Source organism: Streptomyces cacaoi (genome assembly GCF_006539165.1).
GTDB classification, from domain to species: domain Bacteria; phylum Actinomycetota; class Actinomycetes; order Streptomycetales; family Streptomycetaceae; genus Streptomyces; species Streptomyces cacaoi.
The window spans coordinates 42,665-55,883 of sequence record NZ_BJMM01000037.1; the positions used below are offsets into that span (position 1 = coordinate 42,665).

Annotated in this window: 11 protein-coding genes; 7 read left to right on the plus strand and 4 right to left on the minus strand. The window is 74.8% G+C overall.

The features are described from left to right. The first annotated feature begins 17 nt into the window (after window positions 1-17). A complete protein-coding gene (locus SCA03_RS26510) occupies window positions 18-2,336 on the plus strand; it encodes an ABC transporter permease (protein WP_141275704.1) in 2,319 nt (772 codons plus the stop codon). A gap of 119 nt (window positions 2,337-2,455) precedes the next feature. Here the strand turns inward: SCA03_RS26510 and SCA03_RS26515 are convergent, their stop codons facing one another. Further along, entirely contained in the window at window positions 2,456-2,902 is a 447-nt protein-coding gene (locus SCA03_RS26515; protein WP_086818254.1) for an MFS transporter, read from the minus strand. Between SCA03_RS26515 and SCA03_RS26520 the strand changes: the two genes are divergently transcribed. Beyond that, a complete protein-coding gene (locus SCA03_RS26520) occupies window positions 2,889-3,314 on the plus strand; it encodes an MmyB family transcriptional regulator (RefSeq protein ID WP_141275701.1) in 426 nt (141 codons plus the stop codon). The two genes, SCA03_RS26515 and SCA03_RS26520, sit on opposite strands and share 14 nt — an antisense overlap. 12 nt (window positions 3,315-3,326) lie before the next feature. Here the strand turns inward: SCA03_RS26520 and SCA03_RS26525 are convergent, their stop codons facing one another. After that, a complete protein-coding gene (locus SCA03_RS26525; protein ID WP_141275702.1) occupies window positions 3,327-4,829 on the minus strand; it encodes an MFS transporter in 1,503 nt (500 codons plus the stop codon). A gap of 539 nt (window positions 4,830-5,368) precedes the next feature. Between SCA03_RS26525 and htpG the strand changes: the two genes are divergently transcribed. Both htpG and SCA03_RS26535 read left to right on the plus strand, forming a co-directional pair. Beyond that, entirely contained in the window at window positions 5,369-7,429 is a 2,061-nt protein-coding gene (htpG, locus tag SCA03_RS26530; protein WP_030887051.1) for a molecular chaperone HtpG, read from the plus strand. Window positions 7,430-7,579: 150 nt separating this feature from the next. Continuing rightward, the gene (locus tag SCA03_RS26535; protein WP_086817127.1) at window positions 7,580-8,362 is read left to right on the plus strand and encodes an HD domain-containing protein; all 783 of its coding nucleotides are present in this window, start codon (window positions 7,580-7,582) and stop codon (window positions 8,360-8,362) included. Here the strand turns inward: SCA03_RS26535 and SCA03_RS26540 are convergent. Continuing rightward, on the minus strand, window positions 8,334-9,074 hold the full coding sequence (locus tag SCA03_RS26540; protein ID WP_086817129.1) for an SDR family NAD(P)-dependent oxidoreductase: 741 nt from the start codon (window positions 9,072-9,074) through the stop codon (window positions 8,334-8,336). The two genes, SCA03_RS26535 and SCA03_RS26540, sit on opposite strands and share 29 nt — an antisense overlap. A gap of 116 nt (window positions 9,075-9,190) precedes the next feature. On the opposite strand from SCA03_RS26540, the gene SCA03_RS26545 reads away from it, so the two are divergent. Continuing rightward, window positions 9,191-9,823: a MarR family winged helix-turn-helix transcriptional regulator gene (locus SCA03_RS26545; RefSeq protein ID WP_086817132.1), complete on the plus strand. Its 633-nt coding sequence runs from the start codon at window positions 9,191-9,193 to the stop codon at window positions 9,821-9,823. 96 nt (window positions 9,824-9,919) lie between these two features. Here SCA03_RS26545 and SCA03_RS26550 read toward each other — a convergent pair whose 3' ends face one another. Further along, window positions 9,920-10,981: a MerR family transcriptional regulator gene (locus tag SCA03_RS26550; RefSeq protein ID WP_086817134.1), complete on the minus strand. Its 1,062-nt coding sequence runs from the start codon at window positions 10,979-10,981 to the stop codon at window positions 9,920-9,922. A gap of 161 nt (window positions 10,982-11,142) precedes the next feature. On the opposite strand from SCA03_RS26550, the gene SCA03_RS26555 reads away from it, so the two are divergent. Next, window positions 11,143-11,421: a Thoeris anti-defense Tad2 family protein gene (locus tag SCA03_RS26555; protein ID WP_030887063.1), complete on the plus strand. Its 279-nt coding sequence runs from the start codon at window positions 11,143-11,145 to the stop codon at window positions 11,419-11,421. Between the two features lie 13 nt (window positions 11,422-11,434). Continuing rightward, on the plus strand, window positions 11,435-13,066 hold the full coding sequence (locus SCA03_RS26560; RefSeq protein ID WP_086817136.1) for an amidase: 1,632 nt from the start codon (window positions 11,435-11,437) through the stop codon (window positions 13,064-13,066). Window positions 13,067-13,219: the final 153 nt, after the last annotated feature.

The following is a 13,219-nucleotide window of genomic DNA, read 5'->3' on the forward strand; positions in this document are numbered from 1 at the left end:
CCCCGGCTGCTGCCGCCGTGCCCGGCCGTGCGCCCCGCCGCGCCCGGGCACCCCTGGCGCTCGCCGTTCCGGCGCTCGTCGCGGTCGCGTTCCTGCTCGTACCGCTGGCCGGCATCCTCGCCCGGACCGAATGGGCAGAACTCGGCACGCACTTGACCGACGAGAGCGTCACCCGGGCGCTCAAGCTGTCGCTCGCCGTCTCCGGCTGCGCGCTGGGCCTCTCCCTCGTGCTCGGCGTACCGCTGGCCTGGCTGCTGGCACGCGTCGACTTCCCCGGCAAGGCGCTGGTGCGCTCCCTGGTGCTGCTGCCGATGGTGCTGCCGCCCACCGTCGGCGGTGTGGCGCTGCTGCTCGGCTTCGGCCGGCGCGGACTGCTCGGGCCCTGGCTGGAGAGCGCCTTCGGGATCGTCCTGCCGTTCCACACCTCGGGCGCCGTGGTGGCCGCCACCTTCGTCGCCATGCCGTTCCTGGTGATCAGTCTGGAGGGCACCCTGGCGGGACTGCGGCCCGCCTACGAGGAGACCGCCGCCTCGCTGGGCGCCTCCCCGCTGCGGGTGTTCTGCACCGTCACCCTGCCGATGGTCGCCCCCGGGCTGGCCGCCGGTGCCGCGCTCACCTGGGCCCGCGCGCTGGGCGAGTTCGGCGCGACCATCACCTTCGCCGGCAATCTGCCCGGCACGACACAGACCCTGCCGCTCCAGGTCTATCTGCTGCTCCAGGACGACCCCCAGGCCGCCACCTCCGTCTCGCTGTTGCTCCTCGCCACCGCGATGGCCGTCCTCGTCGCCCTGCGCGGCCGGTGGGCCGGGGGCGGTGGCGGTGACGTGCGGGCCGGCGGCACCGGAAGCGGCCGCACCCGGCGCCGGGCGCCCACCGCGCCGGACGCCGCAGCCGGGGCGGAGCCCGGAACCCGGGCCGGAGCACCGGACCCCCGGCCCGGGGGCACGGCGGAATTCCCCGGGCCGGGCAGCGAACCGACCGCGGCAGCGGAACCGGGCCCCGGCCCGGACGAGGCCGCCGCCGACGGACCCGCCGCCGGGGACGCACCGGACGGCGGGGACGGACCCGACTCCGAGGACGAGCCCGACGGCCGCATCGGGCGCGATCCCGGGGACGGACCGGACGCCCGAAACGAACCCGACGCCGGGGACGAACCCGACACCAGGGATGAACTCGACGCGGGGGACGGGCGCGACGGCGAGGCCACGGTCGACGGGAGCGCGGCCAGCGGCGGCGGCAGCAGCAGCACGGGGCGCGACGGTGATTCCGCGGAGGCGGTGTGCGCGGCCGGTTCGGCCGCCCGGCCGCTGTCCGCCGAACTCACCGGCTTCACCCGGCTCACGCTGGACGCGGAGCCCGGCACCACCATCGCCGTCGTCGGCCCCAACGGTGCGGGCAAGACGACCCTGCTGCGTGCCCTGCTCGGCCTCACCCCGCGCGCCTCGGCCCGGCTCCGGCTCGGCGCGACCGAGGTGACGGGCCTGCCACCGCACCGCCGCGGCATCGCCTGGGTACCGCAGGACGGCGCGCTCTTCCCGCACCTGTCCGCGCTGTCGAACACGGCGTACGGGCTGCGGGCGCAGGGCGTGCCCCGCGCCGAGGCGCGCCGCCGGGCGCGGGCGTGGCTCGACCGGCTCGACGTCGGCCACCTCGCGGCACGCAGACCGGACCGGATCTCCGGAGGGCAGGCCCAACGCGTCGCCCTCGCCCGGGCGTTGGCCACCCGCCCCCGTCTGCTGCTCCTGGACGAGCCGCTGGCCGCCCTCGACCAGACCACCCGGGCCCGGGTGCGCCACACCCTGCGCACCCATCTGTCCGGCTTCGGCGGCGTCTGTCTGCTGGTCACCCACGACCCCGTCGAGGCGGTGTCGCTCGCGGACCGGGTGCTCGTCCTGGACGAGGGCGAGGCCGTGCAGGACGCCCCGCCCGCCGAGGTCGCCCGCCGGCCCCGCTCGCCGTGGGTGGCCCGCATGCTGGGCCGCAACGCGCTGCCCGGCACGGGGACGGCCGACGGCACGCTCGCACTGGCCGGCGGCGGGCGGCTGGTGGCGGCGGACCCGGCCGCCGAGGGCGCACCCGCGCTGGCCGTCTTCCCGCCGGAGGCCGTGGCCGTGCACCGGGAACGCCCGACGGGCAGCCCGCGGAACGTGTGGCCCGGCACGGTGCGGGAGATCACCGCCGTCGGCAGCAGGCTGCGGCTGCTGATCGCCTCCGCCCCGGGGCCCGACCTCGTCGCCGAGATCACCACCGAGGCCGCCGCCGAACTCGGGCTGGACACCGGCGTCCCCGTCCACACCACGGTCAAGGCAACGGAGATCACCACCGTCCCCCTCTGACGTTCCGCGTTCCGCGTCCCTCGTCCCGGCGCCGCCGGCCGGGCCCGCCCCCGCGCCGGGCCCGGGCCTTCCTCGGACGGCCCGGCCTCGGCGGACGGCCCGGCCTCAGCCGCCCGGCCTCAGCCCCGTGGCCGCAGCAACAGCCCCGCGGCCGCCCCGGTGACGACGGCGGCGCCCGCGCCGATCGCCATGCACACCCGCATGCCCGGCACGAACTCCTCCACCGGCCCCGCGAGGAAGAGCCCGAAGACCGCCACGCCCATCGCGCCACCCAGCTGCCGGCCGGTGTTGAAGACGGCCGCCGCCGTTCCGGCGCGCGCGGGCTCGACGGCGTCCAGCAGCAGCGAGGTCAGCGCCGGTACGACGGTGGCGCCCGCGACACCGACCGGCACCATCATCAGCAGCACCAGCCACACCGGCGTACGCGTGCCGGCGCACGCCATGAGCAACAGCGCCGCGCCCAGCACGAGTTGACCGAGGACGATCAGCGTCCGCCGGCCGAACCGGCCGTCAGCCGCGGGGATCGAGGAGTGGCCGGCGGAGCGGCGGAACGTGACGCGGTACATGTTCCTGCACCCGGGCAGCCGCGAGCTGTACGTGGACTGGGAGGAGACGGCGGAGCACGGTGTGGCCCATCTGCGCGCGGCGGCGGGCGCGGATCCCGAGCAGCCCGATCTTGCCGCCCTCGTGGACGAGTTGCTGCGCGAGAGCCCGGATTTCGCGCGGTTCTGGGGGCGGTACGAGGTGCGGGCGCGCGGCGGGGGCGTCAAGCACTACCGGCATCCGGAGGTCGGGCGGATGACCTTGGACTACGAGGTGCTGGCCGTCTCACGCAGCGACGGCCAGCGGCTCGTCTCCTATCAGGCGCCGCGGGCAACTCCGGACCACGACGCCATGCTGCTGCTGGGGATGTCCGAGCCGGCGGAGGCGGGGGCGGAGACCGGGGCGGCGGACGATCCGGGAGGCCGCCGGGGGTGAGCAGCCCAGCCTTCACGCCCGCTCCCGGGCACCTCCGCTCTTCCGGGCACCTCCGCTCTCCCGGGCGCTTCGGGTCTCCCGGGCGCTTCCGGTCTCCCGGTGCGCGCCCTCGTCGCACGCTGTTCCCGGAGCAGGCCGCTTCCCCCGGCGGAAGGGGCGGCGCGCGCGGACCCTCGTCAGCGCCACGGCGGTTCCCGCGGTGGCGAAGGCGGCGGTGACCAGCAGCGCGCTCACCCAGAGCGGTGCGCGGTAGCCGAGTCCGGCGTCCAGGGCGAGGCCGCCGGCCCACGGGCCCAGCGCCGCACCGGTGTTGAGGGCCGCGGTGGAGAAGCCGCCGGCCAGGGTGGGGGCCTCGGTCGCGGCGGACAGGGAGCGGGCGATGAGTGTGGAGCCGACGGCGAAGGAGAGCGTGCCCTGGACGAGGACGCACACCGCGGCCGCCACGGGGTTCCCGGCCGTCAGCGCGAACACCGCCCAGCCGGCGAGCAGTGCGGTGCCGCCGCCGAGCAGCAGCGGCGTCGGCCGGGTGTCGGCCAGCCGGCCGGCGAGGGTGACCCCGGCGAAGGAGCCCAGGCCGAACAGGGCGAGGAGCAGTGGGACCCGGTCCTCGCCGAATCCCGCGGTCCGGGTGAGGAGGGGCGCGAGGTAGGTGAAGGTGCAGAACGTCGCGCCGTTCACCAGGGCGCCGAGGACGAGCGTCACCAGCAGCCGGGGCCTGCGCAGGGCCCGGGACTCCCGCCGTGCGCCGGGGCGTTCGGCCCGGCCGGGGAGGACGGCACCCGGGCCGGAGGGCGCGCCGTCACCGGGGGGCGCGCCGGTGCCAACGGGCGAGCCGCCGCCGGAGTCCGAGCCGTCGCCGGAGTCCGAGCCGTCGCCGGAGACCGAGCCGTCGCCGGAGGGCGAACCGTCACCGGCGGGCGAACCGTCGCCGGGGGCGCGTGACCGGCCGGGGGCGGATGTCCGGCCGGGGGCGGGTGCGACCGGTGAGCGGAGGAGGGCCAGGAGGGCGGGCAGGGAGACGAGGGCGACGGCGAGGAAGGCGGAGCGCCAGCCCCACAGCCGGCCGAGCAGCGCCCCGGCGGGCACGCCGGCGACGCAGGCGAGGGTGACGCCGCCGAGCAGCACCGAGGTGGCACGGGCCGTGCGGTCCGGTGGAACCAGCGCGGTGGCCGTGGCGAGTGCGACGGCGAGGAAACCGGCGTTGGCGAAGGCGCCGACGACGCGGGTGGCGACGAGCACGGCGAAGCTGTCGGTGACGGCTCCGAGCAGGTGCACGAGGACGAAGGCGCACAGGAAGACCAGCAGGGCGCGCCGCGGGGGCCACCGCAGGCCGAGCACGGCCATGGAGGGCGCGCCGACCACCATTCCCACGGCGAAGGCCGAGGTCAGCAGCCCGGCCGTGGACAGCGGTACGGCCAGGTCGCGGGCGATGTCGGCGACCAGCCCGGACAGCATGAACTCCAAGGTCCCCTGCGCGCACACGGCGGACGCGAGGACGTACAACACCACAGGCATGACAGTTCTCCGCCATTCCGGAAGAAGTGAGCCGAACGCCCGGGCGTGGTGGGCCCGGGGCGTTCTCGGACGGGAAGGCGGCAGCCGGACGTGTGCCCCGGCAGCGGTCACGGGGTGGTGGAGCGGCGGTCGGTGAGCGTCAGGAAGCCCGGGAATTCCCGGGCCAGCTCGGGACGCGCGCGCGGACGAACGGCGGCAGCCCGCTCGCCGGCGGTCCGGTGGTGGTGTCGGTCGACGGCCGGGCACGGGGAAGCGGGCATCGGCGCACGACGAGGGTGCGCGCCCGGTGTGCGGGCCGGTACGAGGAAGCCACCGGACGGCCGGTGGCTAGCGTCTGGACGCCTCCGGGCTGGACATGGCCCGCACCCTAACCGGGCGGTTCGCGCCCGTCCACGCGTTTACCGGCGGGCACCGACGGCCTGCCGGGGCGGGGCCGGGCGATTCCGCGCTGGGCGGAAGGGAAGCGGCCGGTGGGCGGGCTCCTTTACAGTTCGACAGGTCAGTCCCGTCACCGGATGGCCTGAGAAGGATCCACGGATATGTCGACCGAGACGTTCGAGTTCCAGGTGGAAGCCCGTCGGCTTCTACAGATGATGGTGCACTCGATTTACTCGAACAAGGATGTGTTCCTGCGGGAGCTCATCTCCAACTCCTCCGACGCGCTGGACAAGCTGCGCCTCGAATCCCTCCGCGACAGCTCGCTCGACGCGGACGTCTCCGATCTGCACATCGACATCGAGGCCGACAAGGAGGCCCGCACGCTGACCGTGCGGGACAACGGCATCGGCATGTCGCGCGACGAGGTCGTCGAGCTGATCGGGACGATCGCCAACTCGGGTACGGCGCAGTTCCTCCAGGAGCTGGCCGAGGCACGCAAGGCGGAGGCCGCGGGCGAGGCCGGTGGCCAGGCGGCGGCCGACGAGCTGATCGGCCAGTTCGGCATCGGGTTCTACTCCAGCTTCATGGTGGCCGACGAGGTCACCCTGCTCACCCGGCGGGCCGGCGAGACGCAGGGCACCCGCTGGACGTCGTCCGGCGAGGGCACCTACACGATCGACACCGTCGACGAGGCCCCGCAGGGCACCTCGGTCACGCTGCACCTCAAGCCGGCGGACACCGAGGACCAGCTGTTCGACTACACCTCGCCCTGGAAGATCCGCGAGATCGTCAAGCGGTACTCGGACTTCATCACCTGGCCGATCCGGATGGTCACGGAGCAGGCGGCACAGCAGGACGCCGGATCCGGGTCCGACGGGGGCGACGAGGCCGACAGCGGCGAGAGCGCCGACAGCGGCTCGGGTGCCGCGGACGCCGACGGGAAGCAGGACGGCCGGGACGGGCAGGAGTCCGCCGGGGCGGCCGCCGAGCCCGAGACGCTCAACTCCATGAAGGCCCTGTGGGCCCGCTCGCGCGACGAGGTCGCCGAGGAGGAGTACCACGAGCTGTACAAGCACATCAGCCACGACTGGAACGACCCGCTGGAGACGATCCGGCTGCACGCCGAGGGCACGTTCGAGTACCAGGCGCTGCTGTTCATCCCCTCGCACGCGCCGCACGACCTGTTCCAGCAGGGCGCCAAGCGCGGGGTGCAGCTGTATGTGAAGCGCGTCTTCATCATGGACGACTGCGAGGCGCTGCTGCCGACGTATCTGCGCTTCGTCAAGGGCGTCGTGGACGCGCAGGACCTGTCGCTGAACGTCTCGCGCGAGATCCTCCAGCAGGACCGGCAGATCCAGCTGATGCACCGGCGGCTGGCCAAGAAGGTGCTCTCGACGATCAAGGAGATGCAGTCGTCGGAGCCGGAGCGCTACGCCACGTTCTGGCGGGAGTTCGGCAGCGTCCTCAAGGAGGGCCTGCTCAACGACTTCGAGAACCGCGACACCCTCCTCGGGGTGGCCTCGTTCGCCTCCACGCACGACAAGGAGGAGCCGACCACGCTCGCGCAGTACGTGGAGCGGATGAAGGACGGCCAGGAGCACATCTACTACATCACCGGTGATTCGCGCGCCGCGGTGGAGAACTCGCCCCACATGGAGGCGTTCCGGGCGCAGGGCATCGAGGTGCTGCTGCTGACCGACCCGGTCGACGAGGTGTGGGTCGAGGCGGTCCCGGACTTCGAGGGCAAGCAGCTGCGTTCCGTCGCCAAGGGCGAGGTCGATCTCGGTACCGAGGAGGAGAAGAAGGAGAAGGAGTCCGCGCGCGAGCAGCAGCAGGAGGAGTTCGGCGAGCTGCTCTCGTGGATGACCGAGCGGCTCGGCGAGAACATCAAGGAGGTCCGGCTCTCCTCCCGGCTGACCGACTCCCCGGCGTGCATCGTCACGGACACGCACGATGTGACGCCCGCGCTGGAGCGGATGTACCGCGCGATGGGGCAGAACGTGCCGCACAGCAAGCGGATCCTCGAACTCAACCCGGGGCACGCGCTGATCCAGGGCCTCAAGCGGGCGCACGCCGAGCAGTCCGGTGAGGCGGAGCGCGCCGGTCTGGAGGAGACGGCCGATCTGGTGCACAGCATGGCGCTGCTGGCGGAGGGCAGCGAACTGGCCGACCCGGCGGCGTTCGTGAAGGCCGTCGCCGACCGCCTGGAGCGCACCCTGTGAGAGGGCGCGCGCTGCGCGCTCCGTGAGGGGGCGGGTGGTCTCCGCGCCGTGAGCGGCGGGGGCGCCCGCACGCCTCGCTCCAGGGATCGGGCGCCCGCGCCCGGGGCACGTCGGTGCACCCGGGCGCGGGCGCCGTAGTCTGGGCACGCCATGGATCCGTCGACGCAGCGGCCCCGCCGCCCCGAACAGCCCGAGCAGCCCGAACAGCCCGAACATCCCCGGCGGCCCGGGGAGTCCGGGCAGCCCGATTCCTCCGAGCGGACCCGGCCCACGGCAGGATCCCGGCAGCCGGGGCCGCTCTTCGCGTTCCTCGCCTGGACCGCCCGGCTGCGCGAGGTCGAGCGGCACAACAACGCCACGCCCGACCGCCGTGAGTCCGTGGCCGAGCACTCCTGGCATCTGGCGATGGTGTGCTGGGCACTGCACACGGAGTTCGAGCGGGAGGCGGGGGCGGGGCTCGATCTGTCCCGGATGCTGAAGCTGTGTCTGATGCACGATCTGGTCGAGATCGACGCCGGTGACCCGTCGGCCTGGCACACCGCGGACGGTGCGGGCGCCGCCGATGCCGCGGCGGCGAAGGCGCACCGCGAGGAGGCCGTCGCGCGGGAGCGCTTCGGCGCCCTCCCGGAGCCGCTGCGCAGCGAACTGCTGGAGCTGTGGCGGGAGTACGAGGACGGCGCGACGCCGGAGGCGCTCCTCGTGCGCGGCGTCGACCGGCTCAATCCGGCCCTGATGCGGCTGCTGACCGGGCAGGGCTGGTCCGACGTGGGCGCGGACGCGGCGGCTCTGGACCGTCTTCAGCTGCCGCGGGTGGGGGTGAGCGGCACGCTGACGGCCCTGTACGAGGAGGTCAGGGACGCCGCCGTGGCCCGTGGTCTGCTGGCGCCGGGGGACGGCGGGACGGTCAACGCGTCACGTACTCCCCGCCGTTGACGTTCAGCACCTGGCCGGTGATGTGCCGGCCCGCCGGGGAGGCGAGGAAGGCCACCGTGCCGGTGATGTCGGCGGGCGTTCCGGGCCGGCCGACGAAGGTGGCGGCGACGAGTTCGGCGCGGCGCTCCGCTGTGAGGTGGTCGCCGAAGAAGTCGGTGTCCTCGATGTAGCCGGGCGAGACCACGTTCGCGGTGATCCGGCGCGGGCCCAGCCGGCGGGCGAGGTCGATGTTCCAGGAGGCCAGCCCGGCCTTGGCGGCGCCGTAGGCCCCGGATCCCTTGTCGGCGGCGATGGAGCCGATCTGGATCACGGTGCCGCCGTCGGCCAGCCGGTCCTCGACGGCGTGGGTGGTGAGGGCGGCGGTGAGCAGGTTGGCGTCCAGGTTGGCGCGGAACTTTCGGGCGTAGGCGGTCAGTTCGTCCTCGTCCGGGCGTGGGGAGTGGGCGAAGTCGGTCTGGCCGCCCGCGTTGTTGACGAGGACGTCGAGCCGCTCGGGCAGGTGCGGCAGGAGCGCGTCCAGGGCCGCCGGGTCGGTGTGGTCGCAGACGACGGCCCGTGCGCCGGTCCGCTGTGCGGCCGCCTCCAGCGGGGCCCGCCGCCGGCCGGTGATCACCACCTCGGCGCCCTCCCCGGCGAAGTGCCCGGCGAGGGAGAGGCCGATACCGACGGCACCGCCGGTGACGAGGACGGTGCGCTGGGACGGGGACGACATGGGGAGACCTCCGTGTGACACTGTCGTTCAGACCTGAATGAAGACCTGGACGGAGGCGGGACCGCGCTCGATTCAGGTCTAAATTTAGGCATGAACGTACTCCGCCGGGAGGGATCATGGCAAGAGCAGCCGGGGGCGACGGCCCCGCCGACGGCACGGACAGCCCCAACAGGACAGACAGGACGGACGGGGCGGACGGCGCGGAGGGCGTGCCCGGGCACGCCGTGGAGGAGATCGCGGCGGCCTGGCAGCGGGAACGCCCGGGCACGCCGGTCTCCTCGATCGGCGTCGTCACACCCCTGTGGCAGCTGGCGAAGCTCTTCGGGGACGACCGCCGCCGCGTCCTGACCGCGGCCGGTATGGACGTCGCCACGCTCGATCTGCTCAGCGTGCTGCGCCGCGCCGGCTCCCCCTACACCCTCACGACCCGGGAGCTGGCGGCCCGTTCACTGGTGAGCGCGGGCGCCGTCTCGCAGCGGGTCGCGCGGGCCGAACGCGACGGCCTGGTCACCCGCAGGCCCGGCACCGGCCGGCCCCGCTCCGTCCTCGTCGAGCTGACGGACGCCGGACACCAGCGGGTCGAGGCCACCGTCGACGATGTGCTGGGGCGCGAGGCCGAACTGCTCGGCGGGCTCTCGGCCGAACAGCAGGAGCAACTCGCCGGGCTGCTGCGGCTCCTGCTCGCCGACGTCCGGCGCCGCCTCGGGGACGACGAGCGCCTCACCCAGGTCGGCCTCCTGCCGCAGTGAAGCCCCTCCCCGCGCCCGGGCACCCGGGGCCTCCCAGCGGCCCCGTGCCCGCCGGGAGACCGTGGGCGCCCGCCGCCGGGGCGACGGCGCGGCCGGCTACGCCGGGTTCGCGCGGAGCCAGTCCAGGACCTGCCCGGCGTGGGCGTCCGGCGGGAACACCGGGTGGAAGACGTGCTCGATGCGCCCGTCGCGGACGATGAGCGTCTGGCGGCGGTAGAGCGTCGAGCCGCCCGCCTCGAAGACCGGCATGCGCAGCGCGTGGGCGAGGGTCAGCGCGGTGTCGGAGACCATCGCGAACGGCAGCCGCAACCGCTCGGCCACCTCGCGCAGATACGCCGTCCCCTGCACGGACAGGCCGAACACCCGCTGCGCGCCCGCCCCTCGCAGCTCCCGGTGGTGGTCGCGGAAGCCGCAGGTCTCGGGGGTGCAGCCGCGGGCGCCCGGGATGGTGTCCCAGCCCTCGGGCAGATCCGTCTCGGGGGTGCCGATCAGCGGGAAGAAGTACAGGACGGTACGGCCCGGGCCCAGGTCGTCCGTGCGGACGGTGGAGCCGTCCGTCGCGGGCAGGGCGGCCGGCGGCAGAGCGAGCCCGGGCAGATGGTCCGCCGCGCCGTCGTCCTCGGGGACGGGCAGGTCCGGCGGCAGCGTCGCCAACTCCTCCCGGGTGCGCCGTGCCGGGCCTGCGCCCGCCGGGTGGTCCGCGCTCATGGGGGTCGTCATCCGTGCTTCTCCCTCTGTTCCGGGCCCGGTGCGGGCCCTCTCGTCCGGGTTGTGCTCCGGCTCGCGGGCGGGCCGGGACGTGCCGGTGCGGTGGACGGCCGCGTGCAGATGTGCGGTGAGGACGGCCCGGCGCGCGGTCAGCGCGTCGATGCGGCGCGTCAGTTCGTCGATGGCGTCGCGGTAGCCGGCGAGCGCGGCCGGGCAGTCGTCCGCGTGGGCCTCGCCCGCCGCCAGGCAGTCCAGGAACGGACGCGTCCGCTCGACGGGGATGCCCAGCGCGGCAAGGCTCTTGATCTCGCGTACCAGACGCACGTCGTGCTCGCCGTAGTCGCGGTAGCCGTTGGGCCGCCGGTCCGGGACGACCAGACCCAGCGACTCGTAGTAGCGCACCGCCTTGACCGTCACCCCGGCACGGCGCGCCAGCTCACCGATTCTCATCCCGTACTCCGCCCTCTCCCGCCGCGCTCGTCTCCGCGAACCTAGACCTTGACCCGAGGGGCAAGGTCAAGCGTCCGCCCCGGCCACCGCGCTCTCCCTCGGCCCAGCACACGTGGGACCGGCCGTCAAGACCGGGCCGGACGCGCGCCTACCGTGACGGCATGGACTTCACCGCAGCACTGCGACTCCTGCGCGGCGGGCACCGGTTGGCCCGGCGCAGCTGGATCCAGCCGGGCAAGTACGTCTACCTGGAGCCGGCCGCCCTGTGCACCAGCCCGGAGGGGACGGAGCGCACCCTCGTGGCCCACCTCCGGTTCGTCACCGCCGACGGCACGGTGCAGGTGGGCGTCCAGCCCTCGCACGCCGGGCTGCTGGCCGACGACTGGTACGACGTCGACGCGGAGCCACCGGGCGGTCTTGCGCCGGGGCCCGGGGTGTAGTGCGCTTGCCGCCATGCGGAAGAGACTGGTGGGTGTGGTGGTAGCGGCCCTCGCGGCGGGGTCCGTCCTGTCGGGGGCGCCGTCCCCGAAGGCACGGGCCGCCGGAGCGGGGGACGGCGAGCCGGCGGGCGGCGCGCCCTCGCGGGTGGCCGGGATCGAGCTGGACACGGCGACGATCCCGCAGTTGCAGGCCCGGATGGCGGACGGATCGCTGACCTCGGCGCAGCTGACCGGCGCCTATCTGCGGCGGATCGCGGCCGTCGATCCGAAGATCCACGCGGTGCTGCGCACCGACCCGACGGCGCTGCGGCAGGCCGCGGCGAGCGACGCCCGGCACCGGCAGGGTGCGGCCCGCGGCCCGCTCGACGGCATCCCCGTGCTGCTCAAGGACAATGTGGACACCAAGGATCTGCCGACGACGGCGGGTTCGCTGGCGCTGGCCGGCGCCCCGCCGGAGCGCGACGCCGCGCTGGTGACCCGGCTGCGGCAGGCCGGCGCGGTGATCCTCGGCAAGGCCAATCTGTCCGAGTGGGCGAACTTCCGTGCGGAGAGGCCGACTTCGGGCTGGTCGGCGGTGGGCGGGCAGACCCACAACCCGTATGTGCTGGACCGCAACCCCTGCGGCTCCTCGGCCGGTTCGGCCGCCGCGCTCGCCGCCTCGCTCTCACAGGTGGCGATCGGCACCGAGACCGACGGCTCGGTCGTGTGCCCGGCGGGCATGAACGGCGTCGTGGGCCTCAAGCCGAGCCTGGGCCTGGTCAGCGGGGAGGGCGTGGTGCCGATCTCCGCCGAGCAGGACACGGCGGGGCCGATGGCGCGCAACGTGGTGGACACCGCGCTCACTCTTTCGGTGCTCAGCGGCGGCGCCGACGGCCCCCGGGATCCGTCCGGCGCCGTGCTCCCCGCCGACGGGCAGCGGCTGCCGGAGGGGTTCGGGCGCCCGGACGGCCTGCGCGGCAAGCGCATCGGCCTGTGGCGGCTGCCCTCCCTCGGGCCTGAGGTGGACGCCGTGATGACCCGTACGGCGAAGAAGCTGCGGGCGGCCGGTGCCGAGGTCGTCGAGGTGACGCCGCCGTACCAGGACCGGCTGGCCGAGCTGGAGTTCCCCGCGCTGCTGAGCGAGTTCCACCGGGACATCGACGCCTACCTCGCCACCCGGAAGGGGCCGCGGGATCTGGCCGAGCTGATCGCGTTCAACCGCGGCCACCCGGAGGAGCAGACCTGCTTCGCCGGTCAGGAGCTGTTCGAGCAGGCCCTGGAGGCGCCGCCCACCACGGACCCGGAGTACCGGGCCAAGCGTGCCGAGTTGAAGGACCTCGCACGGCGGTCCATCGACGAGACCATGGCCGAGCACCGGCTGGACGCCATCGCCTCCCCGACGAACCCGCCGGCCTGGACGACCGACTGCGCACGCGGGGACAACGACGTGATCCCGTCCTCGACGCCGGCCGCCGTCGCGGGCTACCCGTCGCTGTCCGTACCGGCCGGCTCGGTGGGCGAACTGCCCGTCGGCGTGCTGCTGATGGCGGGCGAGCGCCAGGACGCCGGGCTGCTGTCGCTGGGCGCCTCGGTGGAGCACCGGCTGGACGCCTGGCGGGCGCCCCGCTATCTGCCGTCGACGCAGACCCGCGCCGGGGACCGGTAGCGCGCCGGAGCCGGGGGCCGCTGCCGCCGCGGGCCGGGCCACCGGGCAGCGGCCGCGGCTCCCGGGCGGGCCCGGCCGACGGCGGCCGTCCGGGGCCGGGGAACATGCGCGCGGCGCCCGCCGCCATCCGGTCGGGGACAGGCAGGCGCCGCG